This window comes from Amycolatopsis sp. GM8 (genome assembly GCF_021653975.1).
In the GTDB taxonomy this organism is placed as follows: Bacteria; Actinomycetota; Actinomycetes; order Mycobacteriales; family Pseudonocardiaceae; genus Amycolatopsis_E.
This window is the reverse complement of the sequence record NZ_JAJKFK010000001.1, coordinates 1,125,252-1,150,561: the sequence shown is the minus strand read 5'-3', so window position 1 is coordinate 1,150,561 and position 25,310 is coordinate 1,125,252. Positions and strand designations below refer to the sequence as shown.

Genomic DNA, 25,310 nt, shown 5'->3' with positions numbered 1-25,310 from the left:
GAGATCCGTCAGGTCGTGTGCACGATCAGCACGTCGACCCCGGACTTGCGGGCGGCCTCCGACGGGACCGAGCCCAGGATCCGCCCGGCGAGCGTGTTGAGCCCCCGGTTGCCGACGACGAGCAGATCCGCGGACCGCTCCGACACGACCTTCCGCAGCGACTCGACCGGCTCACCGACGATCGCGACCGTCTCCACGGTCGCCGCGCCCTGCTTCACCGCGCGGTCGCGGGCGCTCTGCAGCGTGTCCTCGGCGGGCGCCGAGCCGACCACCTGGTACGCCTCGTCGCGGAGCACATCCTGCGCCTTGTCGACGTCGGTCTGGGTCGCCGGGTAGTAGGCACAGACGATCACCAGCCGCGCACCCGCGTCCGCCGATACCGCCGCGGCGCGGTCGACCGCGCGAAACGACGAGTCCGAACCGTCCGTACCTACGACAACCGTCTGGTAAGCCGCCATCCGAGTCCCTCCGGCGAGTGCGCGCAACCCAAGTGGCTGTGAAGGCTACTCGCCAGTCGGTTTGCCCGCAGCCCCGTTCGGGTTAGCTTTTTGCGGGCTCGGTGAAGGGCGCGGCGTGGCCGGCTTCGTGGGCTGTTCCGCCGGCGATGGCTCGACCGCCGGGCCCGCTTCGCCGAGTACCGCACTCGCGTCCGCGAGCACGGTCCGCGCCGCCTTGACCTGCTCCGCGATGCTTTCCCGCAGCGAGCGCAGCGCCTCGACGCGGTCGGCGGCGGCGTTGATCCGCTTGTTCGACTCCTCGGTTGCCTCGCGCACCCGGCGCTGGGCCTCGTCGGTCGCTTCGGCGAGCCGGGCGTTGGCTTCGGTGATCGACGCCTGCTTGCGGCGGTTCGCGTCTTCGAGCGACTCACGGCGGCGGCGTTCGAGGTCCGCCTTGGTCGTCTTCTCCTCTTCGGCGACCTTCGTGCGGATCGTCGTGGCCTCGTCGGTCGCTTCGCGGACGCGGCGCTCCGCCTCGGCCTTGCTCGCGGCCTCCTTCTCGGCGAGCACGCGCATGGCCTCGGTGCGTCGGGAGGCCATCGCGATCTCGAAGTCCTCTTCGATCTTGGTGCGATGCGCCTCGGCCTCGGCGTCGAGGCGGTCGCGCTCGTCCTTGGCCTGCTGCGTGATCTTCTCGGCTTCGGCGCGCGCGGTCTCGAGAACCTTGCGGTGTTCGGCTTCCATCTCCTTGCGCCGCGCGTCGAGCTCGGACAGCAGTTGCTCGTACCGGGCCCGCATCGCGCTCGCGTCGGCCTCGGCCTTCGCCCGGATGTGCCCGGCTTCGGCTTCGGCGCGCGCCCGGGTGTCGGCCGCTTCGTCCTGCGCGAGGCGGAGCATGCGCTGCAGGCGTTCGGACAGGCCCTCGACCGTCGTCGGCGGCTGGCCCAGCCGTTCGACCTGGCCGCGCAGGTTGTCGATCTCGCCGCGCGCGGCTTCCAGTTGCCGCGCCAGGTCGCCGGCCTGGGTGATCGCGGCGTCGCGGTCGGCGGCGAGCATCTTCAGGTCACCGTCGAGGCGCTCCAGATGCTCGTCGACCTGATGCCGGTCGTAGCCGCGTTTCGCCAGGTCGAAGCCGGCGCCCAGCGGTACAAGCTCCCGTTCCTCGCCAAGGCTCATGGGGCCAGACTACTTATGCCTCCGGGAACGCGTTGATTCGGCCGAGGCGCGTTTCGCGGGTCCGGCGTATCTCGTCGATAATTCTTGACCGGCCGGCCAACCAAGACGCAAACTTGACGAGAAAGCAACGGCGCTTTCTCAGGAGGTGGTCACGATGGCTGGAACTTCGACTCGTGCATGGACGCGTCCGCACGACTGGGCCGAGGTGGTACTCGGGGTGGTTGCGGTGCTGACCTTCTTGTGGGTGGACATGAGCAACACCGCGATGTGGACGATGATTGTGCTGGGTGCGCTGATCGCCCTGGACGGCTTGCTGTCGCTGGCGATGCCGGGGCTTGTGTACGGCGAAGGAGTCCAGATCGTGCTCGGCGCGCTGCTGGTGATTTCGCCGTGGGTGATGAGCTACACGGATCAGAGCACCCCGTCGCTGTACGCGTGGATCATCGGCGGGCTGACCGTGCTCGTCGGCGCGGCCGCGCTGCCCGTGGCCAATGCCGAACACGGAAGGATGGCGGGCCAGCACTGAAGAACGAAGAGCCCCCGGCGAAGGAGCGCATTCTTCTCGCGGCGGAAGAACTTTTCGCCGAGAACGGTTTCGACGCCACACCGACCTCACGGATCGCGGAACGCGCGAACGTGCCGAAAGGTCTGGTGCACTACTACTTCCGGCGCAAGGCCGATCTGCTGGGCGCGCTGATCAAACGGCTGCCCGCGGAGCAGATCGACCCGGCGCTGGTGGTGGTGCCGGGGGATATCGCGGAGAGCTTGCGGCGTCTGGTTTCCGAGCTGGACGCCCGGCTCGCCCGCTCGCGCATGCTTTCACACCTGTTGTGGCGTGAGGCGGACACGCATCGCGCGGTGCGTGACGCGCTGAACGAGCGGTTCCAGCAGCTGGTGCGGCAGGTGCGGGCGGTGATCCTCGCGGCGGGCGAGGGCGACGTCGCGGTCGCGGACGTGGACAGCGCGGCCGGACTGCTCGCGCTCGCCGTGAGCTACCGCCATTCCGTGGCCCGGCACGGGGCGGCGGAGCTGATGGAGCGGGAGCTGAACTTCATCGCCGACGCGCTGATGGCGCGACCCGTCACGTAGCCGGTTCGACGAGTTCCACGAGCACGCCGCCGGCGTCCTTCGGGTGCACGAAGTTGACCTTGCTGTCGGCCGTGCCGCGCTTCGCCTTGTCGTAGAGCAGGCGCAAACCCTTGGCGCGCAACGTTTCCGCGGCGGCCTCGACGTCCGCCACGCGGTACGCGACCTGCTGCAGGCCTGGGCCCTTCGAGTCGAGGAACTTCGCGATCGTCGAGTCCGGGCGCAGCGGCGCGAGCAGCTGGACCGCGGGACCGGACTCGTCGCCCGGCGCGTGCAGCATCGCCTCGCGGACGCCCTGCTCCTCGTTGACCTCGGTATGGGTGGCGAGCATTCCGAAGTTCTCGGCGTAGAACGCGATCGCGGCATCGAGATCGGGCACCGCGATGCCGACGTGATCGACGGTGGTCACGAGCGTTTTCAGCGCGTCATCCATAGTTTCCGAGCATAGAGGCCGCGTCCGGGGCCTACCCGTGCCACGGCTCACACCTGTACTGGAGCGGCTCGCCCGGTATCGTCGAATCGACCGTCGTTGCTCGCGTTTTTGGAGGCTGCCGTGTCCGGTTCGGTGATCCTGGGTGCTGCCCGCACCCCGATCGGTCGACTGCTGGGTTCCCTGAAGGACTTCTCAGGTGCTCAGCTCGGCGGGGTGGCGATCAAGGCCGCACTCGAACGCGCCGGTGTCGCGCCCGAAGCCGTCGAGTACACGATCATGGGCCAGGTGCTCACGGCCGGTGCGGGGCAGATCCCGGCCCGGCAGGCCGCGGTCGCCGGGGGCATCCCGATGGACGTGCCGGCGCTGACGATCAACAAGGTGTGCCTGTCCGGCCTGGACGCGATCGCGCTGGCCGACCAGCTGATCCGCGCCGGCGAGTTCGACCTGGTCGTCGCGGGTGGCCAGGAGTCGATGACGCAGTCGCCGCACCTGCTGCCGAAGTCGCGCTCGGGCTTCAAGTACGGCGACACCACGCTGGTGGACCACATGGCGTACGACGGCTTGTTCTGCGCGTTCGACCAGGTCGCCATGGGCTCTTCGACGGAGAAGTACAACGCGCGCTACGGCGTCACCCGCGAGCAACAGGACGAGTTCTCCGCGCGCTCGCACCAGCGGGCGGCGGCCGCGATCGCGTCGGGCGTGTTCAAGGAGGAGATCGCGCCCGTCGCGATCCCGCAGCGCAAGGGTGACCCGGTCATCTTCGACACCGACGAGGGCGTGCGCGGCGACACCACGACCGAAGGGCTGGCGAAGCTGCGCCCCGCGTTCGCGTCGGACGGCACGATCACCGCGGGCTCGTCCTCGCAGATTTCCGACGGTGCGGCGGCGGTCGTCGTGGCAAGCCGGGAGAAGGCCGAGGAGCTGGGCATCACCCCGCTCGCCGAGATCGGCGCGCACGGCGTGGTCGCCGGGCCCGACGCGAGCCTGCACGAGCAGCCGTCGAACGCGATCAAGAAGGCGCTGGCCAAGGCGAAGCTCGACGTGAGCGCGCTGGACCTGGTGGAGATCAACGAGGCGTTCGCGGCGGTCGGCGTGGTGTCGAGCGACAAGCTGGGGCTGACCCCGGAGCAGGTCAACGTCAACGGCGGCGCGATCGCGCTCGGCCACCCGATCGGCGCTTCGGGCGCGCGGCTGGCGGTGCACTTGATCTACGAGTTGCGGCGGCGCGGCGGTGGCCTCGGCGCGGCGGCGCTGTGCGGCGGCGGCGGTCAGGGTGACGCCCTGCTGCTGCGCGTTCCGACCGCCTAGATTGGCTTTGTGTCACTGGACATTTCGGAGCTGGTCGACCGCGCGCGGGAGGGACAACCGCGCGCGGTCGCGAAGCTGATCTCGCTGGTCGAGGACGCGCATCCGCGGCTGCGTGAGGTCGCGGCCGCGCTGACCCCGTTCACCGGGCACGCTCGCGTGATCGGGCTGACCGGTCCACCCGGCGTCGGCAAGTCCACCTCGACCTCGATGCTGCTTTCCGTGCTGCGCAAGGAAGGCAAGCGGGTCGGGGTGCTCGCGATCGACCCGTCGTCACCGTTCTCCGGTGGCGCGTTGCTCGGCGACCGGATCCGGATGACCGAGCACGCGACCGACCCCGGCGTGTTCATCCGCTCGATGGCCACCCGCGGGCATCTCGGCGGGCTCGCCTGGGCGACCCCGCAGGCCGTGCGGGTCCTCGACGCGGCCGGGTTCGACGTCGTGCTGATCGAGACCGTCGGGGTTGGACAGTCCGAAGTGGACGTTGTGCGGCTCGCCGACACCACGGTGGTGTTGCTGGCGCCGGGGATGGGCGACGGGATCCAGGCGGCGAAGGCGGGCGTGCTGGAGATCGCGGACGTGTTCGTGGTGAACAAGGCCGACCGCGACGGCGCCCGGACCGTGGTGCGGGACCTCAAACAGCTGATCGCGATGGCGCACCGCGATGGCTGGCCGCAGCCGATCGTGCCCATGGTGGCCGCACGCGGCGAGGGCGGGCCGGATCTGGTGCGCGCGCTCGGCGAGCACCACGATTGGCTCGAAGCGCACGGCGAACTCGACCGGCGGCGGGTGCGCCGCGCGGCGAGTGAGGTCGAGGCGATCGCGTTGCGGGAGCTGCGGGCCGCGGACTTCCAGGCCGGCCGGCTGAACGATCTGGCCGCCCGGGTCGTCGACCGCACGCTGGACCCGTTCGCGGCCGCCGATGTCCTGCTCGACGCGCTCCGAACGGGAGAATAGGGACATGGTGCCAGTCGGGCGGATCGGACTCGTCGTTCACGGCGGTAAGGAAGAGGCCCTCGCCGCGGCTCGCGAAGTGCGGCGATGGGCGGCGGGCCACGAAATCCCGTGCGCCGACATCGACGTGTGGCACGACGGCGACGGGCACCGGCGGCACGCGCGGGAAGAGGCGGAGCGCGCCGGGAACCCGGATCTGATCGTGACGGTCGGCGGCGACGGGACGTTCCTCCGCGGGGTTCGGGTGGCCGGGCCGATCGGGGCGCGGGTGCTGGGTGTGAACGTCGGGCGGGTCGGGTTCCTCACCGAGGTCACCACGGACGGCGTGACCGGTGCGCTGGAACAGGTGCGACGCGGCGAGACGACCGTGGACGCGCGGATGGCGCTGACCATGCGCTCGTCGCGGCCGCTGGAGATCCCGCACGGTATCGAGGCGATGCTGCGGTACGGGCGCGGGCCGATGCTGCCGCCGCCGCATGTGCGGCCGGGGCTGAAGAGCGAGGTCGGCTGGGGGGTGCCGCTGGATGTGCTGGCGCTCAACGACATCGTCGTGGAGAAGCTCGCGCGTGACCGGCAGGCGAGCCTCGCGGTGTACGCCGGCGGGAAGCTCTTCGCGTCGTATTCGGCCGATGCGTTGATCGTCGCGTCGTCGACCGGCTCGACGGCCTACAGTTTCGCGGCAGGCGGGCCGATCGTGTCGCCGCACCTGGACGCGCTGGTGTTCACGCCGGTGGCGCCGCACATGGTGTTCAACCGGAGCGTGGTGCTCGACAGCTCGCAGCAGATCGGCATCCTGGTGCTGGAGCATTCGGGGCAGGTCGCGATCAGCGTGGACGGGCAGCTGCGGGGTGTGCTCGGGCCGGGCGACTGGATCAGCGTGTACGGCGCGCCGAAACGTTCCAAGCTGGTTCGCCTGTCGGAGCCGGATTTCCTGGGCAAGGTGCGGGACCGGTTCGGCCTGGTCGACGCGGCGGCCGCCCTCGCCGACGGGAACCCGCCCGCCTACGCGCCGAACAAGCCGATGCCCCCGGACCTGGCCCACCCCGGGCCGGTCGAGGAGGACTAGTCCGGCGTTGGCGGTGGCGAGTTCGACGTGGCGGCGGCGAGGGCGACCTGATCAAGTGGCCCGGGCGGGCGCTCGCGCGAGTCGGACGTTGGGGACGGTGAGTTCGGCGTTGGGGACGGTGAGTTCGGCGTTGGGGACGGTGAGTTCGGCGTTGGGGACGGTGAGTTCGGCGTTCGTCAAGTGGCCAGGGTGCAGGGTGGTGCGCGAGTCGGACGCTGGCGGCGGCGAGTCCGACGTTCGGGACGCCGAGTCCGTCGTTTGGCGGCGGCGAGTCTGACCGGATCAAATGGTCAGGGCGCGGGTGATGAACTCGGCTTTCGCCTCGGTGTAGGCCTCGCGGTCGCGCCCGTGCCGCTCGGCGAGGTCACGCTTGAGGTGCTCGTTCGGCCGCAGCCAGGGCGCTCCACCGCGGATCGTGGGCGACGACGTCGGGGCGTTCGTGTGCCCAGGCGGGATCGTTCACGCCAGGCCCTCCGCTGCCTCGCGCAAGCGTTTGCCGGCATCCGAGAGCAGCGGCTCGCCGTGGCCGAAGCAGGCGACGTCGACGTCGAGGGCAGCCAGGCGGCGGAACGAAGCCACCGTGCGGGCGCGGTCCTGGTTGAACACCCCCAGGATGACCCGGCCTTCGGTCTCGGCGATCGCGTCGCCGGTGAGCAGTACGCGGTCGCGCGGCAGGTAGACCGCGATGCTGCCTTCGGTATGCCCGGGGACGGCGACCACCTGGGCACTGCCCCCGAAGTCCAGGGTTTCGCCGCCGGTGACGGTGACATCCACGGTCACCGTCACTGTCCACGGCAGACCCGCCGACGTGCGTTCGAAGATCGGCCGCTCCCAGTCTTCCAGTACGGCCGGCGCGCCCGGATCGAGTCCGCGCAGAACGGCCGCATCCGCGGCGCCCGCGATAACCGTGGCGCCGGTGCGCGTTCGCAGTTCCTCCGCGTTGCCGGTGTGGTCGGTGTGGAAATGCGTGAGCACGATCCGTTCGAGGCCGGGCACCAGCGGCGCGATCTCCTCGGCGCCACCAGGCGCGCCGGTGTCGATCAACGTCTGCCGGCCGCCCTCCTGCCACAGGTACAGCAGCCAGCCGCCGACCCGCAGCATGCGCAGCCTCGGCGTCAACTCGCGGATCTCCATATGCCCCAAGCTAGAACGCCGGACCAGCACGCCGAACCCGATCCGCTCACGGCGTAATCGCCTTCAGCAGCGCCTCGATCGCCGGCCCGAACGCGTGCTCCGCCGGCGTCGCGTAGCCGAGCACGATGCCCCGCGACCGCCGGCCGTCGCCGAACCAATGCCGGCCGAGGCCGTCGATCGCGACCGACTCCCGCAGCGCCGCGCGAATCACCTGCTCCTCCGAGCGGCCCGGCGGCAACCGCAGCAGCACATGCAGGCCGGCCGAGATACCCACGGGCGTGATCTCGCGTGGTAGCAAGGACAACAGCCGATCGCGCCGCTTGCGGTAGGCGATCCGCCGCTGCCGGACATGCCGGTCGTACGCCCCGGAACTCAGCATGTCGGCCAGCACCAGATGGTCCACGACGGGCGGGTGCCAGCCGGTCGCCGCCAGCTCCGCGCGCACCGGCTCGACCAGGAACCGCGGCAGCACCAGCCAGCCGATCCGCAACGCCGGCGCGAGCGTCTTGCTGACCGACCCCGCGTATACGATCCGTTCCGGCGCAAGGGCTTGCAGTGCGCCGACCGGATGGCGATCGAAGCGGAACTCGCCGTCGTAGTCGTCCTCGATCACCAGGCCGCCCCACCGCGCGAGGGCGGTTCGTCGCTCCGGAGCCAGCGTGACGCCCAGCGGGTACTGATGCGCGGGCGTCACCACGACGGCTGGACTGTCCAGTTTGGACACTTCAAGACCCTGCTCGTCGACGGGAACGGCGGCGACGTGCAGGCCGGCTCGTGTCGCATGCTCGCGAAACTGTGGCAGGCAAGGGTTTTCGAAGGACAACTCGCGGTCGCCCCGGGCATGCAGGACGCGAGCCAGCACCGCCAGACCATGACCGAACCCGCCGCAGACGACGATCCGGTCGGGTTCCGCGAGCACGCCGCGACTCCGCGACAAGTACCGTGAAAGCGCTTCCCGCAACACCGCCGAGCCCAGCCCGTCGCCGTAGTCGAACACGCTCGCGGGCGCGTCGTGCAGGACTCGCCGCGTTGCCGCAACCCAAGCCTCACGCGGAAAGGACGACAGGTCCGGCCGGCCGGGATAGAGGTCCCAGCGCGCGCCCGGCACCCACGGCGCCGCGTGCGGCTTTTCCTTCGGCGGCAAGGGAGAACTCACCGCGCCAACGCGGGTCGGCGCGCCCTGGCTCGTGCGCAGGTAGCCTTCGACAGTCAGGTCGGCGTACACCCGGGTGACCGTGCCGCGCGCGATGCCGAGGTCCTTCGCGAGCGCCCGAGTCGACGGCACGATGGTGCCCGGCGCGAGCCGGCCGTCGCGGATCGCCTGGCGCAGCGCGTCCGCGAGCCCCTGCCGGCCCGCATCGGGCTGCCAATCGAGGTGCACATCCCAACTGGACCACGAATCTGTCATGAAACTGGACCATACTCGTGGGCCAGTTGGGGCTAGCGTGAAAGTCATGAGAAACCGAATCGACCTCAGCGAAGCGGCCCCCGACCTCCGTAAGCACCTGTCCGCGCTGCACGTGGCGGTAGAGAAGGCCGCCGCGAACGCGGGCCTGGACCAGCGCCTGATCGAGCTGGTCAAGATCCGCGCCTCGCTGCTGAACGGCTGCGCGTACTGCCTCGACATGCACTCCCGGGACGCGCGCAGGCTCGGCGAGTCCGAGCGCCGGATCGTGCTCCTCGGCACCTGGTGGGAGACGGACCTCTACACCGAGCAGGAGCGGGCCGCGCTCGCGCTCACCGACGCAATGACGAAGCTGGCGCAGGTCCAGGATGTGCCGGACGACGTGTACGAGCAGGCCACCAAGGCCCTGACCGAGGAGCAGTACGTGGCGGTCGCCTGGGCGATCCTGACGATCAACGCGTGGAACCGGCTCGGTGTCACCAGTCACAAGCCGCTGCCGGACGACGAGAAGTGACGGCCGCCGCGCTGCGCGCGCTGCATGTCCCCGGTAGCCCGCTGGTGTTGCCGAACGTCTGGGACGCGGGCACCGCACGGCTCGTCGAAGAGGCCGGTTTTCCCGTGGTGGCAACGAGTTCGGTCGCGGTGGCGACCTCGCTCGGCTATCCCGACGGGGAACAGGCGCCGGTGGACGAGATGTTCGCCGCCGCGGCGCGGATCGCCCGGGCCGTCGAGGTGCCGGTGACCGTCGATGCCGAGGCGGGCTACGGGCTGCCGGCGCCGGAGTTGGTGGACCGGCTACTCGCGACCGGCGCGGTGGGCTGCAATCTGGAGGACACCGACCACGCGCAGGGCCGGATCCGGCCGCTCGCCGAGCAGGCCGAGCGGTTTGCGGCGGTGCGCGAGGCGGCGGGGGACGCGCTGGTGATCAACGCGCGGATCGATCTTTTCCTGAGGGGAGACCAGCAACAGGTGCTGCCGGAGGCAATCGAGCGGGCGAAGGCGTATCTTGCGGCGGGCGCGGACTGCGTGTACCCGATCGCGATCCGCTCGCCCGAGGTGCTGGCAGAACTGGTCAAAGCCGTGCACCCGGCGGCGGTCAACGCGAACCGCCTGCCGGGTGCCGACCTCGCTTCCCTCGGTGTGGCAAGGGTTTCACTCGGCGGCGCACTGTGGCACGACATGCGCACCTGGCTCAGCGAACGCCTCAAGGAGCTGTGAGGCGGACTAACACTGCTGCTTGTAGAAGTACTGCGCGTTGGCGTCCATATTGGACTTGGTGAGCGAGTGCAGGCCGGCGGTGAGCGTCTTCGTCACCGGCTTGCCCTCCAGTGCGGCGACGGCCTGGTCCACGCCCTGCTGCCCGATCGCGGCCGGGTCCTGCGCGATGAGGCCCTGGTACTCGCCGCTGCGCAGACCATCCACTTCGGACGGACTGGCGTCGAAACCGATCAGGTTGACCTGGCCGATCTTGCCGGCGTTGCGCAGGCCGGTCGCCGCACCCTCACCGGTGTTCAGGTTGGTGGCGAAGATACCCACCAGGTCCGGAGTGGACGCGAGCGCCGCGGTCACCTTCGCCGCGGCCTGTTCCGGCTCGTTCTGGGTGAACTGAATGCCGATCGACTTGAGGTTCGGGTGGGTCTTCAGCTCGTCGCTGAAGCCCTGCGCCCGCGCCGCCGTGGTCGACGTGCCCGCGATGGTGTCGAGCACCAGCACCGAACCGGACTTGTCACCCACCAACTGCGCCAGGGTCTGCGCGGCGAGCTTGCCGCCCTCGGTGTTGTCGGAGGAGATCGACGAGACCGCGATGCTGGAGTCCTTCAACGCCGTGTCCACCTGGACGATCTTCGTGCCGCGGTTGGCGACCTGCTGGATCGGCGCGAGCATCGCCGTGTCGTCGGTCGGCGCGATCAGCAGCGCCGCCGGCGGGTTCGAGCCGAGCGCGTTGACCTTTTCGGTCTGTAGCGCCGCGTCGAACTTCTGCGGCGCCGAGGTGTTGATGGTGTAGCCGAGCTTCTTCGCCTCGGCCTCCGCGCCGCATTGCATCGAGATGTAGAACGGCTCGGCCTGCACGCCGGGGATCAGCGCCAGCTGCTTGTTGTTCTGCACGCTGTTGCCGCCGGAGCCGCCGACCTGGCCGGAGCCACAGGCTGCCAGCAGGACCGCCGCTGCGACAGCCGTACCGGCGGTAAGCGCTTTCTTCATCAGTGGGGACTCCCTACTTCGTTGTAGTTAACGGGAATTGCGCTGCCGGCGGCGGCGCTGGTCGAACCACACGGCGGCGATGAGCACCGCGCCGACCGCGATCATCTGCCAGAAGTCCGGTACCTGCGTGATGTTGAAACCCTTCTTCAGCACGGCGGGGATGAACACCCCGATGACCGTGCCGAGCACCGAGCCGACCCCGCCGAACAGGCTCGTGCCACCCATCACCGTCGCCGCGATCGCGTTCAGGTTGTCCGTGGTGTGCGCGGTGATCGTGGTCGACGCGTAGTAGGCCAGCGACATGAAACCCGCTATGCCGGCCAGAAAACCGGTCAGCAGGTACACCTTCAGCAGGTGCGCGGTGACACCGATACCCGCCCGGCGAGCGGCCTCGGCACTCGACCCGACCGCGTACGTGTATCGGCCGAACTTGGTGGTGTGCAACAACCAGGCGCCGATCAGCGTGATGACCACCGCCACCAGCACCAGGTTCGGGACGCCGCCGAACGAGGTGCCGTAGCCGAGCGTCCTGTTCAGCACGGTCGGCACGCTGCGCACGTCCGAGCCGTTGTTGAGCAGGTACGCCGCGCCGAGCGCCGCGCCCATCGTGCCGAGGGTCACGATCAGCGGCGGGATCTTCGCGATCGCGATGAGGAAACCGTTGATCAGGCCCCAGATCGTGCCCGACAGGATCGCCGCGACGAGCCCGATGCCGATCACGCCCCAGCCGGCGGTGCTCGCGTTGCCGCCGGGAGAAAGCGCTTCCATCGTTTTGCCGCAGACCATGCCCGCGAAGATCAGCACCGAGCCGACGGACAGGTCGATACCGGACGTGATGATCACGAACGTCATCCCGACCGAAAGCACCAGCAGCACCGACGTCTCGATCAGCAGGGTCTGGAACGTGAACAGGGTGGCGAACTGGCCCGGTTTGAGCACGGTGAACACCACGATCAGGGCGATCAACACCAGCGCGATCCAGAACGTGTTCGCGCCGATCAGGCGCTGGCCCAGAGAGCGCTTTCCGAACCCACCGTCCACGGTGGACTGGATCTCCCGCGTGGCCGTCATGCCGCCTCCTCCTGGGTGAGAGCGCCCGTCATGGCCGCCACGAGATCCTCGAGCGACGTGTCCGCGGCGTGGAACCTGGCCACCCGGGCGCCCAGGCGCAGCACCTCGATCCGGTCGGACACCGACAGCACCTCGGGCATGTTGTGGCTGATCAGCACCACCGCGATGCCCTCGTCGCGGACCCGGCGGATCACGTCGAGCACGCGTTCCCGTTGCACCACACCGAGGGCGGCGGTCGGCTCGTCCATGAACACGACCTTGCTCGCCCACACCACCGACCGCGCCACCGCCACGCTCTGGCGCTGCCCGCCGGACAGCGAGCCGATGGACACGTCGGTGCTCTGCAGCGTCACGCCGAGCCGCTTGAACTCCTCGACCGCCTGCCGCCGCATCGCCCCGTTGTCCAGCATGCCGAGCTTGCCGAGGATGCCACGGCGGTGGATCTCCCGGCCCAGGAACAGGTTCGCGGCCGGGTCCAGGTCGGGCGCGACCGCGAGATCCTGGTACACCGTCTCGATGCCCAGCCGCCGCGCGGTGGTGGGCGAGTCGAAGTGAACTTCCTTGCCGTCCAACAGGATTCTGCCCGACGTGGGTTGCTCGGCCCCGGAGAGGCACTTGATCAGCGTGGACTTCCCGGCGCCGTTGTCGCCGATCAGCGCGGTGACCTCGCCGGCTCTCGCCTGGAACGAGGCGCCCCGTAGCGCCTCGACCGAGCCGTAGTGCTTCACGATGTTCTGGGCGTCCAGCAGGACGGCATCAGTCATGTCAGGCTCCCGGTGCTGGGGGTCGGCAGCGGATGATGGTCAGCTCACCCGAGACCTCGTGCTGCCCGGCGGCATACGGCACCACCACGGTGTCGCCTTTGGACAGTGCCAGCTCGCCGCCGTGCTCGGTCCGGCAGGTGCCCTCGCCGTCGAGGACCACGAACACGGTGAACGACGGGTCGAGTGCCAGCGTGGGTTTCGGGTGCAACCGGTCGGCGCGGAAGAACTCCGCCGCGCCGGGCACCAGGAGATCCACAATGGACTCGTTCGCGCCGCCGGTGCGCCGGATGACCGACTCGGGGTCACGCGCCGAAGTGTCCAGCGCCTGCAACGCCGTGTCGAAGCCGATTCCGAGATGCCCCTTTTCCGGGCTGTCCAGGAAATCGCGCCATTCGATGGTGAGCGAGAAGTCCGTCGGCTGCTGCAGCTCGACGACGAACACGCCCTCGCCGATCGCGTGCGGCAGCCCCGCCGGGATGTACACGTTGTCCCCCGGCGCGACCGGCACGCTGTTCAGAGCGCCGAGCATCGCCTCGGTGTCCTGCTCCCGCACCCATTCGCCGACCGTCGCCGGGTCCACGCTCTGCTTGAACCCGGGGTACACGCGCGGATCGTCGCCGCTCGTGCCGACCACGATCCACGCCTCGGTCTTGCCGAAGTGCGAGTCGAAATGCTGCTCGGCAAAGGAGTTCGACGGGTGGAAATGCACCGGCAGCCGCTGGCCGGCGTCGAGCAGCTTGACCAGCAGCGCGGTCGAGTCGCCCAGCGCCGACACGTGCGCGGCGCCCAGCCACGCCTGCGGATCGGCGCGCACGGCGTCGCGCAGCCACCGGCCGTCGGGCAGCCTGGTGAGGCCGTTTTCCGCCTGGCCGAACAGGGTGGTGGTCGAGGCTACCCAGTCTTCGGGGCCGAACTCCTTGTCAGGGCTGGCGCCGCGGAGGGAGGCGATCGCCTCGCCACCACGGTAGAACTGGGGCGGCTGGTTGGCCGCGAGCTTGATGGGTTCGGTCACGGTGAGACCTCACCGGAGCCACGGGGGACGAGATGCACGGGCAGAACTACCTTTCTCGGCGGGGAGACCTCGCCGTGGATACGAGCGAACAGCAGCTCGGCCGCCGCCTTGCCGAGCCGGCCGACGTCATGGCCGATCACGGTGACGGGTGGGTCGAGCAGGTCGGCGAGCTCGAAATCGTCGAAGCTCACCAGCGCGGGGCGCGGGGCGACCTGGGCCAGCGCGCGCAGCACGTGCACGGCGATCCGGTTGTTGCCCGCGATGACGGCCGTCGCGCGGTCCGGGCCGGTCAGCAGCCGGTCCACCGCGTCCAGCACGCTTTCCTGGGTCGGGGTGCTCAGCGCGGTCAGCCGGTCGTCGTACCGGATACCGGCGCGGACGCAGCCTTCGCGAAAACCCCGTAGCCGCTCGGCGGCGGTGAAGATGTCCGGCCGGTCGGCGATGAACGCGATCCGGCGATGGCCGTGCCGGGCCAGGTGCCCGACCGCTTCGATCATGCCGTCGAGGTTGTCGAGCAGGACCGTGTCGGCCACGATGTCGCCGGCCGGGCGGTCGAGGAACACCACCGGCATGCCCGCGCGCATCTCCGGCACCAGGTAGTGGTGCTGGGCGCCGGCGGGCACGAGCAGCAGCCCGTCCACGCGGCGGGCGCAGAACTCCAGCACGAGCTCGCGTTCGCGGTCGGCATCCTCCTCCGAGGAGCCGGTCAGCACGTGGCGCCCGTAGGAGAACGCGATCTTCTCCACGGCGCGGTTGAGCTCGGAGTAGAACGGGTTGCCGACGTCCTCCACGACGACGCCGATCGTGCCGGTGGTGGAGCCGCGGCGCAGGTTGCGGGCGCCGAGGTTGCGGCGGAACCCGAGCTGCTCGATGGCGGCGAGCACCCGCCGGGCGGTCTCCGGATGCACCGCCGGCTCGTCGTTGACCACGCGCGACACCGTCTTGATGCTGACCCCCGCCAGCCGGGCGACGTCACTCATCGTGGCGCGTCTCGTCGAGCCCGGCCCAGGAGCACCCTCCGACAACGTTGTCATAATATCGGGCATTGGACACCCGCGCCGTCCGGTTGTCAATGGTCCGGACGAGATGTCGGCTGTATCCCTTGCGACGTATGGAGTATGTCCTGTCCGGAACGAGACAGGATTTGCCCTGATCCTTGACCTGCTTGTCAGCGGATAACGACAGTGAAGCGCCACGACAAGGTTGTCAGGAGGGGCTGATGAGGCTTTCGCGGGTTGGTAACCAACGGCGCAGCAGACGGGCGCTGGCGCTCTTCGCCGGCCTCGTGGTTACCTCAGGTGTGCTGCCGGCCGTGCAGGCGGACGCGGCGCCCCCGCCGCAGGACCTGGCGAAGTGGGTCAACCCCTTCGTCGGCACCCGGCCGGGCGGCGCGGACCAGGGCACCGGCGGCGGCGCGGGGAACACCTTCCCCGGCGCGGTGGTCCCGTTCGGGATGGTCCAGTGGAGCCCGGACACGGTCACCGAACAGCAGGGCGGCTACTTCTACGACAGCACCGCGCTCAAGGGTTTCAGCCTGACGCACCTGTCCGGCGCGGGCTGCGACACGTACGAAGACATCCCGTTCATCCCCTACGCGGGTGAGGTCACCACATCGCCCGCGACCGATCCCGGCCGCTACACGATGCCGTTCTCGCACGCGAACGAGCAGGCGAGCGCCGGCAAGTACTCGGTCAAGCTGGACAGCGGCGTGAACGTCGAGCTGAGCGCGACCCAGCGCACCGGCTCCGGGCGGTTCACCTACCCGCAGAACAGCCCGGCGACGCTGATGGTCAACAGCTCCGGCTCGATCATGGGCACCGATGACGCGCAGATCACCATCGGCCGCGACAGCATCAGCGGCTGGGCGTCCAGCGGCCGGTTCTGCGGCACCGACTCGCACTACCGCGTGTACTTCTACGCGAAGTTCGACACCCCGTTCGCGTCGATCGGGACCTGGCGCAACGGTACCGTCACCCCGAACAAGGCCGCCGAAAACGGTGGCGCACAAGCGAAACTCGCTCCACAGACGGCGATGGCCCGCTCGCAGTCGAGGCCGCCGACGAACACCACGGTGAGCGGTCCCGGCAGCGGCGGCTACGTCACGTTCGCGCCAGGCTCGACGGTCAATGTCCAAGTCGGACTGTCCTTTGTATCCGCTGATGGAGCACAGGCGAACGTCAAGGCGGAGAACAGCCGCCGCTCGTTCGAAGACGTCGCGGCCGCGGCCCGGAAGGCGTGGAACGACCGGTTGAACCAGGTCCAGGTGACCGGCGGCTCGGACGCGGACAAGACCACCTTCTACACCGCGCTGTACCACTCGCTGATCCAGCCGAACATCTTCTCCGATGTGGACGGTAAGTACACCGGCTTCGACGGTCGCGTGCACACGGCCGATCGCGGCCACGCCATGTACACGAACTTCTCCGGCTGGGACATCTATCGTTCGGAAATCCAGCTTTTGGCTTTGCTGGCGCCAAAGGAGACCTCCGACATCGCCCGGTCGATGATCGCCTACGCGGCCCAGGGCGGGTCGTGGGACCGCTGGACGGTGGCGAACGACTACACGGGCGTGATGAACGGCGACCCGTACCACATCATCGTGTCCAGCGCGTATGCCTTCGGCGCCAAGGACTTCGGCGCGAACAACGCGTTGTTGTCGATGATCCGCGGCGCCACGCAGCCGACCACGCAGGGCTACACCGAACGGCCGGGGCTCGAGGACTACCAGAACCTCGGGTACGTGCCGGGTGCCGGTGCGGACACGCTCGAGTACACCAGCGCGGACTTCTCGATCGCGCAGCTCGCGGCGCGGCTCGGGGACAGTTCGACGTACCAGAACTTCATGAAGCGGGCCCAGAACTGGCAGAACCTCTACAACCCGGCGAGTGGTTACCTGCAGCCGCGGCAGGCGGACGGCACGTTCACCTCGCCGTACAACCCGGGCAGTTCATCGGGCTGGGTCGAGGGCAACGGCGCGCAGTACAGCTGGATGGTGCCCTACGACGTCGCCGGACTGGTCACGGCGTTCGGCGGGAACCAGGCCGTTCAGTCGCGTTTGGACGAATTCTTCACCGAACTGAACGCGGGAACCCAGGATCCGCACGCGTTCATGGGCAACGAGCCCAACGCCAACGCGCCGTGGCTGTACGACTTCGCGGGCGCGCCGTACAAGACACAGGCGATCGTGCGCCGGTCGATGACCGAGTTGTACAACCCGAACCCGGAAGGCCTGGTCGGCAACGACGATCTCGGTCAGATGTCGTCCTGGTACGTGTGGTCGGCGCTCGGCATGTACCCGGAGATCCCCGGTCGCTCGGAGCTGGTGCTCGGCTCGCCGCTGTTCTCGAAGGTCGTGCTGACCACGGGGCTGGGCAAGAAGATCACCATCAACGCCAGCGGCAGCGGGCAGTACGTGACGGGGCTGAAGGTCAACGGCACCAGCACGACCAAGCCGTGGTTGCCCGAGTCGTTCGTTACGTCCGGCGGCACGCTCGACTACACGCTGTCCAGCACGCCTGACACGTCGTGGGGCGCTGCTCCCGCTGACGCGCCACCGTCGTTCCGGGAAGGCGAAACCCCGGCGTTGTCCTTTGTGGACCCGTCGCGGGTGGTGGTGCCGGGCGGCGCGAGCGGTACCGCGGCGATCGGCGCGCAGGACCTGTCCGGCACCGCCCGGACCTGGCACTGGACTGCCGCGCCACCGGCGGGCATCACGGTCACCCCGGCCTCCGGTGACCTCGCGATTCCCGCTGGTGGCAAGGCTCAGGTTTCGGTGACGGTCGCCGTCGCGGACGGTACCGCCGAAGGTTCCTACCAGGTACCGGTCACGTTGACCGGCGCCGGGCAGCAGCTGTCCGCGACACTCGGCGTGCTGGTCGCGCAACCGGGCAGCTGGCTGGCGACCGTGAACAACGCGGGGATCTCGCCCGATGCCAAGCCCGCCGCGGCGAACTTCGACGGCGGCGGCTTCAGCTATTCGTCCGATGCGCTGGCCGCGGCCGGTGCGAAGGCGGGCAGCACGGTGACGGTGAACGGATTGTCCTACAGCTGGCCGAACTACCCGGTCGGCGCACCGAACAACGTTGCCGTGCAAGGGCAAACCGTGAACCTGTCCGGCAGTGGGCGGCTCGCGTTCCTCGGTGCGGGGTCGAACGGCAACGCGTCCGGCACCGTGACGATCACCTACACCGACGGCAGCACCAGCACCGCGAGCCTCGGGTTCTCGGACTGGACGCTCGGTGGCGGTGGCGGGCAACCGTCCTTCGGTAACCAGATCGCGTTCACCACGCCGTACCGCAACAGCGGCGGCGGCGATCCGCAGCAGATCAACACCTATGTGTTCGCGAGCACGCCGATCACGCTCGCGGCGGGCAAGACCGTCCAAAGTGTCACATTGCCGTCGACCGTCTCGGGTGGACAGTTGCACGTCTTCGCGATCGGGGTGGGCTGAAGCTTGAAGGCACTTCTCGCGGTGCTGGCACTCGTTCCGGCGGCCGTCGTCACTCCAGTGGCGGCGGCCTCGCCGGGCGACGTGCTCGACTCCGTCAACACGTTCATCGGCACCCAGGACGAGGGCAACACGTTCCCGGGTGCGTCGGCTCCTTTCGGTATGACGCAAGTAAGTCCGATCGGTTCGCACTACGCGGGCTATCAGTACACCGACACCGCGATCCGCGGGTTCGGGCACTTCTTCCTTTCCGGCGCCGGCTGCTGGGAGCAGGGTGGCCTGGTGTCGACCCTGCCGTCCACCGGCACGTTCGACATCACGAAACCGTCCACTTTCGACCAGACGCAGTACGCCTCGCCGTACACGCACGACGGTGAGGTCGGGAAACCCGGCTACTACAAGGTGCATCTCACCGGCTCCGGCGGGATCGACGTCGAGACCACGGCGACGACGCACACCGGCGTCGAGCGGTACACGTTCGACAAGTCCGGTCCGGCCAACGTGTTCGTCAACACCGGGCAGGCCAACGACAAGGAACCGGTGAGCGGCAGCAGCGTCCGGATCGTCGACGACCGGACCGTCGAGGGAACGGTCCAGTCGCAGGCGTTCTGTGGCGGCAAGCCGTACACGACGTACTTCCGTACCACGTTCGACAAGCCGTTCGCCTCCTACGGCACGTGGTCGCCGACCGGTGGCACCGCGGGCAGCAAGGAGTCGGCGGGTGGTGCCGGGCTGCGCGGTGCGTGGCTCACGTTCGCCGATCCCGGCTCGATCACCGCCACCACGGCGATTTCCTATGTGGACGCTGATGGCGCCCGCCGGAACCTCGCGGCCGAAGGAGGCAAGAGCTTCGACCGGGTCAAGGCAGCGGCACAGCGCGACTGGCGCCAAGAACTGTCCACTGTGGATATCAGCGGCGGCAGTACGGACAACCGGACCGTATTCTACACCTCGCTGTACCACACGTTGCTGCAACCGTTGACGGGCAACGATGTCGACGGTCGCTACCGCGGCTTCGACAACCAGGTGCACCGCGCCGCCGGCTGGACGTACTACCAGTACTTCTCGCTGTGGGACACGTATCGCTCGCAGAACCAGCTGCTGGCGTTGCTGCGGCCCGACCGGGCGCGGGACATCGCGCGGACCCTGCTCGCGATCCACGACCAGGGTGGCTGGCTGCCGCGGTGGGCGTACGCGAACCAGGAGACGAACACGATGACCGGCGATCCGGTCACGCCGTTCCTGGTCGACCTCTGGTGGTTCGGTGCGCTGAACGGCCTGGAAGTCCAGGCCTACCAAGCACTTCTGCAGAACTCCACGCAGATCCCGCCGGCCAGCTCGCCGTTCCAGGGCCGCGCGGGCAACGAGAGCTACCAGGCGGGCGGGTTCGTGCAGTACGACCCGAACTTCCCGAGCAAGGGGCAGGACACCGACCCGGCGCACGGTGCGTCGGCGACGTTGGAGTACGCGCTCGCGGACTGCTCGCTGTCGATCATGGCGAAGAGCCTGGGCCGGACGCAGGACGCCCAGGCGCTCGCGGCCAAGGGACGCAGCTACCAGAACCTTTGGGACAGCACGGTTTCCGATCGCGGGTTCACCGGGTTCCCGCGCCCGAAGGTCACCGGCGGCGACTGGTTCACCCCGGCTTCCGGGCCCTACACCCCGGAGGGCCAGGACGGGTTCCACGAGGGCACCGCCTGGCAGTACCAATGGCTGGTCCAGCAGGACATCCCCGGGCTGGTCCAGCGGATGGGAGGGCCGCTGCAGGCGGCCGCGCGGCTCGACGACTTCTTCGCCTATAACGACCTGCTGACGGATCCGGCGGGCACTGTGCGCGACGAATGGGTCACCGGGCCGTACAACTACTACAACCAGTTCCGGTACAACCCCAACAACGAACCGGATCTGCACACGCCGTGGATGTACACGCTCGTCGGCCAGCCGTGGAAGACCTCCGCGGTGGTCCGGGCGGCGCACACGTTGTTCACCAACGCGCCCAACGGGGTCACGGGGAACGACGATCTCGGCGAGATGTCCGCTTGGTACGTGTTCAGTGGCCTCGGGCTCTACCCGGCCGTGCCGGGCACCGGACAATTCGTGCTGAGCGCACCACAGTTCGCGAAAGCCGTGGTGCACCTGGAAAACCGGCGGGACATCGTGCTCGAGGCCGGTGGGGCCGACGCGTCGCGCATCCAGTACGTGCAGGGACTGCGCGTCAACGGTGTGGCCAGTGACCGGGCTTACATCGGTCTCGAGCAGCTGACCCGGGGGTCCACCTTGGACTTCCGGCTCACCACCGACGCCGCGAGAGCAACGTGGGCGACCGGTCCGGGCGGGGCGCCGCCTTCCCCCTGCGCCAGCTGAAAAACGCCGGACAGCGGGGGTCGTGAGAATGCTCACGACCCCCGCTGTTCCCGTGAGCACCGTCACGGCGCACACTGGACACCAAGAACGTCCGACATCGTGGTTGACACGTTGCCGGACTTTTTTTGTGTCTATCCACTGAGGAGGAAGCAGTGTCCAGCAAGGCCGCACTCGCATTCCGCGTGGCCGCAGTCGCCGAGGCGCTCTCCTGGGCCGCGTTGGTGATCGGGATGATCCTGAAGTACGGCTTCTCCGCGTCCCACGAGGGTGGGGTCCCGGTGCTGGGCATGGTGCACGGGGTGATCTTCATCTGCTATGTGCTGGTGACGCTCTCCGTGTTCAAGCCCCTCGGCTGGAAGCCGAAGACCCTCATCATCGCGCTGCTCGCCAGCATCCCGCCGCTGTTCACCTGGTGGTTCGAGAAGTGGGCGCTGCGCACCGGCAAGCTCGACGGCCCGCAGCGGCTCACCCACGGCGGCACCGGCCTGTTCGTCCGGGAGACCGCCGCGGACGCCGCGGCCGCCTGACCTTATGCGCACGAGAAAGCCCCCGCCCGGCTCCGGGCGGGGGCTTTCTCGTCAGTCGACGAAGTCGCCGGTGGCTTTGCGGATCTTCGTGAGCAGGTCGGTCAGCTGGACGGTCTGGTTCGCGGTGAGGCCGACGAGCCCGAAGTCGATCCCGGTGACCGCTTTGGTCGCCTCGGCGTGCCGGGCGCGGCCGTCGTCGGTGATCTCGACCAGCGTCGTGCGGCGGTCGGTCGGGTGCGGGACGCGCTTGACCAGCCCGTCGCGCTCGAGCCGGTCGACGATGTTCGTCACGCTGGTGGGATGCAGCTGCAGGCGCTCGCCCATCACCCGCATCGGCAGGCTGGAGCGGCGGGCGAAACTCAGCAGCACGAGCGCCTCGTAGCGGGCGAAGGTGAGCCCGTGGGGTTTCAGCGCGCCGTCCACGGAGGATTGGACGATCTGCTGGACGCGCATCAACCCGGTCACCGCGGCCATCGTGCCGGAGGGGCCGACCCGGTCCTCCCACAGCTCGGCGGCGCGGGCGATCGGGTCGAACGGCAGTGGGCGGTTCATGACCAGGCAAGCTACCAGCGTGTAACCACCCGATGGGGCAGGGTGGGGGCGGGAAAGCCAAGGAAGGGACCATCATGCTCGTCGCATTCAGTGTCAGCCCGTCCGGCGGAGACCCGGATGGGGGAGTCAGCGAGGCCGTCGCGCGGGCGGTCCAGGTTGTCCGGGATTCGGGACTGCCGAATTCCACCAACGCGATGTTCACCAACGTCGAAGGCGAGTGGGACGAGGTGCTGGACGTCGTCAAACGCGCGGTGGAAGCCGCTGGTCAGGGCGCTGCGCGGGTGTCGCTGGTGTTGAAGGCCGACATCCGGCCCGGGTACACCGGTCAGCTGGAGGCGAAAGTGGAGCGGGTGGAACAGCACCTGCGGTGATTCCTGTGGGAACGCGTGCCAGGATGGAAGCGTGACGAACCCACGCGGATCAGCAGCGAACTCAGCAGCCATGTCGGCCGCGCTGTCGGGTGCGGTCGATCTGTCCGCGCTGAAGGCACGCGCGGACGCCGCACGCCAGCAGCCGGCCACCTCTACGTCGGGGTCCCCGCAGCAGCAGGCACCGGCCGCCGGCGGCGCGATCATCGAGGTCACCGAGGCCTCCTTCCAGGCCGAGGTCGTCGACCGTTCCCTGCAGCAGCTCGTGATCGTGGACCTGTGGGCCGACTGGTGCGGGCCGTGCAAGCAGCTCAGCCCGGTGCTGGAGCGGCTCGCTTCGCAGGCCGGCGGTGCCTGGGTGCTGGCGAAGGTCGATGTGGACGCGAACCCGCGGATCGCGCAGCTGTTCGGGGCGCAGAGCATCCCGACGGTGGTCGCGATCGCCGGTGGCCAGCCGGTCGACGCCTTCGCGGGTGCCCTGCCGGAACCCGAGATCAAGAAGTGGCTCAACGCGCTGCTGGACGCGCTCAAGGACAAACTGCCCAGCATCCGGGACGCACAGCCCGGCGGAGGGGAAGAGGTCGAGGAGCCGGACGACCCGCGCTTCACCGAGGCCGAAGACGCCTTCGAGCGCGGTGACTACCCCGGTGCCGAGGCGGCTTACCAGCGGATCCTCGACGTCGAACCGGCGAACGAGCTGGCGAAGGCCGCGCTCACCCAGGTCCGGTTCGCCGCCAGGGCCGAGTCGGCGGATCCGTCAGCCGTGGCCCGCGCCGACGCCGACCCGGGCGACCTGGACGCCCAACTCGCGGCGGCGGACTTCGAAGTGGCACAGAACAAGATCGAGGACGCCTTCGCCAGGCTGATCACCACAATCCGCCGCACCTTCGGCGACGACCGTAACCGCGTACGGCAACACCTGGTAGGCCTCTTCGACCTGTTCGACCCAGCGGACGAACGGGTGGCAAAAGCCCGAAGGGACCTAGCCTCCGCACTGTTTTAAAAGGCAACGGAACGAGAGCGAACACCCACGGCAGAGCCGGGGCGAATGCCCACGGCCCGAGTTGGGTGGTCATCCCGTCGCCTGACACAGGAACGATCACTTTTCGTCAGGGCCGCAACCTTCCTGCCCGGCGGGCAGCCGAGAGACCAAAGCTTGCGGCTCTGAGGAAAAGTGATATTCGAAAACCGCAGGCGACGGGATGACCACCCAACTCAACCACCCACCCAAGGTGAGATCCCTTGGGGTCAGTCATCCTGGAGCCTGCCCGCCGGCGAGGCATCTTTTGATCTTTTTCCCTCGCGCTCCGCGCGAGGGGCGTCGCGCTCCGCGCGACGTAAAAGCCGGCAGCCCACCCCGATCGCCGATCGTCTAACGGTTGGCACGTCGTATCAAGGGCGCCTTCGGCGTCGCTATCGCGATGACCGCTGGCGCGGTCACCCTTGACACGACGTGCCAACCGCTAGGGCGGCTTTCTATCGGGGTTGGGGGAGGTGTGGGTGGGCTGGGGTTGTTGTTGCGTTTTGTTGCCGGGTGGCGGTTTGACGGTTTTTGTGGTGGGTCTTAGCCGTATTGTTTGGTGCAGGGGGTGGAGCCTTGTAGGTAGCCTGTCCGCATGGCTTCGACTCGGGTGAAGCCGGCATCGACGCGTTTTCCGTTGACGTCCGCTGCGACGAGGCTGTCCGGGCGGAGTAGGTCCGAGATGGCCTCGTCCAAATCCCCTGCTGAAAGACGCAGTTTCGTGTCTTGCAGGTTGTTCGCCGCCGCGGCCCAGGCACCTACCAGGCATGCTGTCCGCAAACCGGCATTCGCATTGTCCAGGGAAGCGCCGACGCCCTTTTGAATCGCCAGGGCATACCGTGAAGCGATTTCCGACAGGGCCGCGAAGTCACCGAAACCGCCGTTGGACTGGCCCGTGAATTCACCGCTCTGGTCCACCGGCCGGCCCAGTTCCGCCAGTGTGTTCAGGTCGATGTTGACCGTGTTGTCCGACGGGCAGTACGACGCCGGGGGCGTAGCCGGCCCGCCCTGACAGGTTCCACCGCCGTCGACGATCTCGGGTGCGGGCGCCTTGGCCCCGGCGAAGGCGGCGTCCAGGCTTTCCTTCAGCAGGCCGACCGTCTGATCGTCGATGTCGATCGTGCCCTCGTTCTTGTCCGCCGGATCGAACGGCCGCTCGACCAGGCGCGGCTTGATGTTGTCCATGGTGATCGCCGCGCAGTCCTTCGGGCCCTTTTCGAAGCCCAACTGGAATGCGAAGAGCCGGTCGAAAGCCGTCCCATGTGCCTGCCGGTCCTCGGCCGACGTGCCCGCGCTGTCCCGCACCAGGAACAACGACGACAAGGCCGCGTTCAGGCCCTCCGCCGTCGAAACCGTGAAGTACTTGCTGTTCCCCTCGACAACCCACCGGTAGTAGCTGCCGGCGAAGCAATCCGCCTGCTGCTCCTTCACGATCGTCGGCGTGCTGCGGGTGATACCCGCCTTGGCCCCCAGCCGGAACTGCACGGCATGCCCGAACTCGTGCGCCAGCACCGTCACCACCGACAGTGGCCCGAACTGCTGGATCATCGTGGGCAGCAGCACACCCCGGTCCCACGCGACCGAATCGTCCGCCCCGCAGTAGAACGCGTTGACGTTCTTCCGCGTGTTCCCGCAGCCGTTCTGCTGGTTCTCGCCGTTCGACTCGTACGACAGCAGGGAACTCACCGGCTCGAACGCGACCCCGAAGTCGTCGGGCAGCTGTTTGGACCAGTAGTCCTCGACATCGGCGATGGTCGACGTCGCCAGCTTGTCCGCCTCGTCGTCACTGGCATTTTCCACGTCGAGGTTCGGCGCCGGGGCATTCGCGCGCAGGCCGCTTTGGAAGTGCGTGATCGGCAGCCCGGCGACCGAACCGGCCGCGGATCCGGTGTCATCTGCGCCACATGCCGTCAGCCCGAGCAGCAGCACCCCGGCCATCGCGACGGCCAGCCCCCCTGCGCGCATCCCCACCCGCTCCCTGATCCG

The 25,310-nt window shown here is 68.8% G+C and carries 25 protein-coding genes; 12 read left to right on the top strand and 13 right to left on the bottom strand.

Annotated elements, in window-relative coordinates; all coding sequences use genetic code 11:
- Window positions 1-8: 8 nt before the first annotated feature.
- Both LOZ83_RS05490 and LOZ83_RS05485 read right to left on the bottom strand, forming a co-directional pair.
- On the bottom strand, window positions 9-458 hold the full coding sequence (locus tag LOZ83_RS05490) for a universal stress protein (protein WP_236789079.1): 450 nt from the start codon (window positions 456-458) through the stop codon (window positions 9-11).
- A 45-nt stretch (window positions 459-503) separates the two neighbouring features.
- Window positions 504-1,613: a chromosome segregation protein gene (locus LOZ83_RS05485; RefSeq protein WP_236789078.1), complete on the bottom strand. Its 1,110-nt coding sequence runs from the start codon at window positions 1,611-1,613 to the stop codon at window positions 504-506.
- A gap of 154 nt (window positions 1,614-1,767) precedes the next feature.
- Between LOZ83_RS05485 and LOZ83_RS05480 the strand changes: the two genes are divergently transcribed.
- Both LOZ83_RS05480 and LOZ83_RS05475 read left to right on the top strand, forming a co-directional pair.
- The gene (locus LOZ83_RS05480) at window positions 1,768-2,139 is read left to right on the top strand and encodes an SPW repeat protein (protein ID WP_236789077.1); all 372 of its coding nucleotides are present in this window, start codon (window positions 1,768-1,770) and stop codon (window positions 2,137-2,139) included.
- Window positions 2,136-2,702 carry a TetR/AcrR family transcriptional regulator gene (locus tag LOZ83_RS05475; RefSeq protein WP_236789453.1) on the top strand — a complete coding sequence of 189 codons (567 nt, stop codon included), beginning with the start codon at window positions 2,136-2,138 and terminating at the stop codon, window positions 2,700-2,702. Before LOZ83_RS05480 ends, LOZ83_RS05475 begins: the two co-directional genes overlap by 4 nt.
- Here the strand turns inward: LOZ83_RS05475 and mce are convergent.
- Window positions 2,695-3,132 carry a methylmalonyl-CoA epimerase gene (gene mce, locus LOZ83_RS05470; protein WP_236789076.1) on the bottom strand — a complete coding sequence of 146 codons (438 nt, stop codon included), beginning with the start codon at window positions 3,130-3,132 and terminating at the stop codon, window positions 2,695-2,697. The genes LOZ83_RS05475 and mce overlap by 8 nt on opposite strands.
- 120 nt (window positions 3,133-3,252) lie before the next feature.
- Here mce and LOZ83_RS05465 point away from each other — a divergent pair, with 120 nt between their 5' ends.
- Genes LOZ83_RS05465 through LOZ83_RS05455 form a run of 3 tightly spaced genes read left to right on the top strand, consistent with a single transcriptional unit; the run spans window position 3,253 to window position 6,457 of the window.
- Entirely contained in the window at window positions 3,253-4,440 is a 1,188-nt protein-coding gene (locus tag LOZ83_RS05465; RefSeq protein WP_236789075.1) for an acetyl-CoA C-acetyltransferase, read from the top strand.
- A 9-nt stretch (window positions 4,441-4,449) separates the two neighbouring features.
- Window positions 4,450-5,394: a methylmalonyl Co-A mutase-associated GTPase MeaB gene (meaB, locus tag LOZ83_RS05460; protein WP_236789074.1), complete on the top strand. Its 945-nt coding sequence runs from the start codon at window positions 4,450-4,452 to the stop codon at window positions 5,392-5,394.
- Window positions 5,395-5,398: 4 nt separating this feature from the next.
- The gene (locus LOZ83_RS05455) at window positions 5,399-6,457 is read left to right on the top strand and encodes an NAD(+)/NADH kinase (protein WP_236789073.1); all 1,059 of its coding nucleotides are present in this window, start codon (window positions 5,399-5,401) and stop codon (window positions 6,455-6,457) included.
- A 51-nt stretch (window positions 6,458-6,508) separates the two neighbouring features.
- Here LOZ83_RS05455 and LOZ83_RS39690 read toward each other — a convergent pair whose 3' ends face one another.
- The 3 genes from LOZ83_RS39690 to LOZ83_RS05445 all read right to left on the bottom strand — a co-directional run bounded on the left by LOZ83_RS39690 (window position 6,509) and on the right by LOZ83_RS05445 (window position 8,999).
- Window positions 6,509-6,637: a hypothetical protein gene (locus LOZ83_RS39690; protein ID WP_255823084.1), complete on the bottom strand. Its 129-nt coding sequence runs from the start codon at window positions 6,635-6,637 to the stop codon at window positions 6,509-6,511.
- Between the two features lie 279 nt (window positions 6,638-6,916).
- Window positions 6,917-7,591, bottom strand: coding sequence for an MBL fold metallo-hydrolase (locus LOZ83_RS05450; protein WP_236789072.1), 675 nt, complete (start codon window positions 7,589-7,591; stop codon window positions 6,917-6,919).
- Between the two features lie 46 nt (window positions 7,592-7,637).
- On the bottom strand, window positions 7,638-8,999 hold the full coding sequence (locus LOZ83_RS05445) for a PLP-dependent aminotransferase family protein (protein WP_236789071.1): 1,362 nt from the start codon (window positions 8,997-8,999) through the stop codon (window positions 7,638-7,640).
- A gap of 46 nt (window positions 9,000-9,045) precedes the next feature.
- Here LOZ83_RS05445 and LOZ83_RS05440 point away from each other — a divergent pair, with 46 nt between their 5' ends.
- Window positions 9,046-9,510 (top strand): carboxymuconolactone decarboxylase family protein, encoded by a 465-nt coding sequence (locus LOZ83_RS05440; RefSeq protein WP_236789070.1) that lies wholly within the window; start codon window positions 9,046-9,048, stop codon window positions 9,508-9,510.
- Window positions 9,507-10,214, top strand: a complete 708-nt coding sequence (locus tag LOZ83_RS05435) for an isocitrate lyase/phosphoenolpyruvate mutase family protein (protein WP_236789069.1) — start codon at window positions 9,507-9,509, stop codon at window positions 10,212-10,214. Before LOZ83_RS05440 ends, LOZ83_RS05435 begins: the two co-directional genes overlap by 4 nt.
- A gap of 6 nt (window positions 10,215-10,220) precedes the next feature.
- On the opposite strand, the gene LOZ83_RS05430 is transcribed toward LOZ83_RS05435, so the two are convergent.
- From LOZ83_RS05430 to LOZ83_RS05410, 5 genes are read right to left on the bottom strand one after another with little or no spacing between them, the layout of a single operon-like run.
- Window positions 10,221-11,198 carry an ABC transporter substrate-binding protein gene (locus LOZ83_RS05430; RefSeq protein ID WP_236789068.1) on the bottom strand — a complete coding sequence of 326 codons (978 nt, stop codon included), beginning with the start codon at window positions 11,196-11,198 and terminating at the stop codon, window positions 10,221-10,223.
- A gap of 27 nt (window positions 11,199-11,225) precedes the next feature.
- Entirely contained in the window at window positions 11,226-12,269 is a 1,044-nt protein-coding gene (locus LOZ83_RS05425) for an ABC transporter permease (protein ID WP_236789067.1), read from the bottom strand.
- Complete coding sequence (locus LOZ83_RS05420; protein WP_236789066.1) at window positions 12,266-13,033, bottom strand: ATP-binding cassette domain-containing protein; 768 nt, start codon at window positions 13,031-13,033, stop codon at window positions 12,266-12,268. Before LOZ83_RS05420 ends, LOZ83_RS05425 begins: the two co-directional genes overlap by 4 nt.
- Window position 13,034: 1 nt before the next feature.
- On the bottom strand, window positions 13,035-14,045 hold the full coding sequence (locus LOZ83_RS05415; RefSeq protein WP_236789065.1) for a class I mannose-6-phosphate isomerase: 1,011 nt from the start codon (window positions 14,043-14,045) through the stop codon (window positions 13,035-13,037).
- Window positions 14,042-15,025: a LacI family DNA-binding transcriptional regulator gene (locus LOZ83_RS05410; RefSeq protein ID WP_236789064.1), complete on the bottom strand. Its 984-nt coding sequence runs from the start codon at window positions 15,023-15,025 to the stop codon at window positions 14,042-14,044. The genes LOZ83_RS05415 and LOZ83_RS05410 overlap by 4 nt, the downstream gene beginning before the upstream one ends.
- A 239-nt stretch (window positions 15,026-15,264) precedes the next feature.
- On the opposite strand from LOZ83_RS05410, the gene LOZ83_RS05405 reads away from it, so the two are divergent.
- From LOZ83_RS05405 to LOZ83_RS05395, 3 genes are all read left to right on the top strand, one after another.
- Complete coding sequence (locus tag LOZ83_RS05405; RefSeq protein ID WP_236789063.1) at window positions 15,265-18,495, top strand: GH92 family glycosyl hydrolase; 3,231 nt, start codon at window positions 15,265-15,267, stop codon at window positions 18,493-18,495.
- A 3-nt stretch (window positions 18,496-18,498) separates the two neighbouring features.
- Window positions 18,499-20,856 (top strand): GH92 family glycosyl hydrolase, encoded by a 2,358-nt coding sequence (locus LOZ83_RS05400; protein ID WP_236789062.1) that lies wholly within the window; start codon window positions 18,499-18,501, stop codon window positions 20,854-20,856.
- 152 nt (window positions 20,857-21,008) lie between these two features.
- The gene (locus LOZ83_RS05395) at window positions 21,009-21,383 is read left to right on the top strand and encodes a DUF3817 domain-containing protein (protein WP_236789061.1); all 375 of its coding nucleotides are present in this window, start codon (window positions 21,009-21,011) and stop codon (window positions 21,381-21,383) included.
- Window positions 21,384-21,434: 51 nt separating this feature from the next.
- Here LOZ83_RS05395 and LOZ83_RS05390 read toward each other — a convergent pair whose 3' ends face one another.
- On the bottom strand, window positions 21,435-21,935 hold the full coding sequence (locus LOZ83_RS05390) for a MarR family winged helix-turn-helix transcriptional regulator (RefSeq protein ID WP_236789060.1): 501 nt from the start codon (window positions 21,933-21,935) through the stop codon (window positions 21,435-21,437).
- 74 nt (window positions 21,936-22,009) lie between these two features.
- Between LOZ83_RS05390 and LOZ83_RS05385 the strand changes: the two genes are divergently transcribed.
- A complete protein-coding gene (locus tag LOZ83_RS05385; RefSeq protein ID WP_236789059.1) occupies window positions 22,010-22,306 on the top strand; it encodes a thiamine-binding protein in 297 nt (98 codons plus the stop codon).
- Window positions 22,307-22,337: 31 nt separating this feature from the next.
- The gene (locus tag LOZ83_RS05380; RefSeq protein WP_236789058.1) at window positions 22,338-23,306 is read left to right on the top strand and encodes a tetratricopeptide repeat protein; all 969 of its coding nucleotides are present in this window, start codon (window positions 22,338-22,340) and stop codon (window positions 23,304-23,306) included.
- 561 nt (window positions 23,307-23,867) lie between these two features.
- On the opposite strand, the gene LOZ83_RS05375 is transcribed toward LOZ83_RS05380, so the two are convergent.
- A complete protein-coding gene (locus LOZ83_RS05375; RefSeq protein ID WP_236789057.1) occupies window positions 23,868-25,289 on the bottom strand; it encodes a neutral zinc metallopeptidase in 1,422 nt (473 codons plus the stop codon).
- Window positions 25,290-25,310: the final 21 nt, after the last annotated feature.

Bases quoted from the DNA above. Each gene is read 5' to 3' on its own strand.
- LOZ83_RS05445 (WP_236789071.1), bottom strand. From the start codon at position 8,999: ATGACAGATTCGTGGTCCAGTTGGGATGTGCACCTCGATTGGCAGCCC.
- LOZ83_RS05455 (WP_236789073.1), top strand. From the start codon at position 5,399: ATGGTGCCAGTCGGGCGGATCGGACTCGTCGTTCACGGCGGTAAGGAA.
- LOZ83_RS05375 (WP_236789057.1), bottom strand. From the start codon at position 25,289: ATGCGCGCAGGGGGGCTGGCCGTCGCGATGGCCGGGGTGCTGCTGCTC.
- LOZ83_RS05450 (WP_236789072.1), bottom strand. From the start codon at position 7,591: ATGGAGATCCGCGAGTTGACGCCGAGGCTGCGCATGCTGCGGGTCGGC.
- mce (WP_236789076.1), bottom strand. From the start codon at position 3,132: ATGGATGACGCGCTGAAAACGCTCGTGACCACCGTCGATCACGTCGGC.
- LOZ83_RS05420 (WP_236789066.1), bottom strand. From the start codon at position 13,033: ATGACTGATGCCGTCCTGCTGGACGCCCAGAACATCGTGAAGCACTAC.
- LOZ83_RS05385 (WP_236789059.1), top strand. From the start codon at position 22,010: ATGCTCGTCGCATTCAGTGTCAGCCCGTCCGGCGGAGACCCGGATGGG.
- LOZ83_RS05490 (WP_236789079.1), bottom strand. From the start codon at position 458: ATGGCGGCTTACCAGACGGTTGTCGTAGGTACGGACGGTTCGGACTCG.
- LOZ83_RS05430 (WP_236789068.1), bottom strand. From the start codon at position 11,198: ATGAAGAAAGCGCTTACCGCCGGTACGGCTGTCGCAGCGGCGGTCCTG.
- LOZ83_RS05405 (WP_236789063.1), top strand. From the start codon at position 15,265: ATGAGGCTTTCGCGGGTTGGTAACCAACGGCGCAGCAGACGGGCGCTG.
- LOZ83_RS05485 (WP_236789078.1), bottom strand. From the start codon at position 1,613: ATGAGCCTTGGCGAGGAACGGGAGCTTGTACCGCTGGGCGCCGGCTTC.
- LOZ83_RS05410 (WP_236789064.1), bottom strand. From the start codon at position 15,025: ATGAGTGACGTCGCCCGGCTGGCGGGGGTCAGCATCAAGACGGTGTCG.
- LOZ83_RS05480 (WP_236789077.1), top strand. From the start codon at position 1,768: ATGGCTGGAACTTCGACTCGTGCATGGACGCGTCCGCACGACTGGGCC.
- LOZ83_RS05390 (WP_236789060.1), bottom strand. From the start codon at position 21,935: ATGAACCGCCCACTGCCGTTCGACCCGATCGCCCGCGCCGCCGAGCTG.
- LOZ83_RS05440 (WP_236789070.1), top strand. From the start codon at position 9,046: ATGAGAAACCGAATCGACCTCAGCGAAGCGGCCCCCGACCTCCGTAAG.
- LOZ83_RS05425 (WP_236789067.1), bottom strand. From the start codon at position 12,269: ATGACGGCCACGCGGGAGATCCAGTCCACCGTGGACGGTGGGTTCGGA.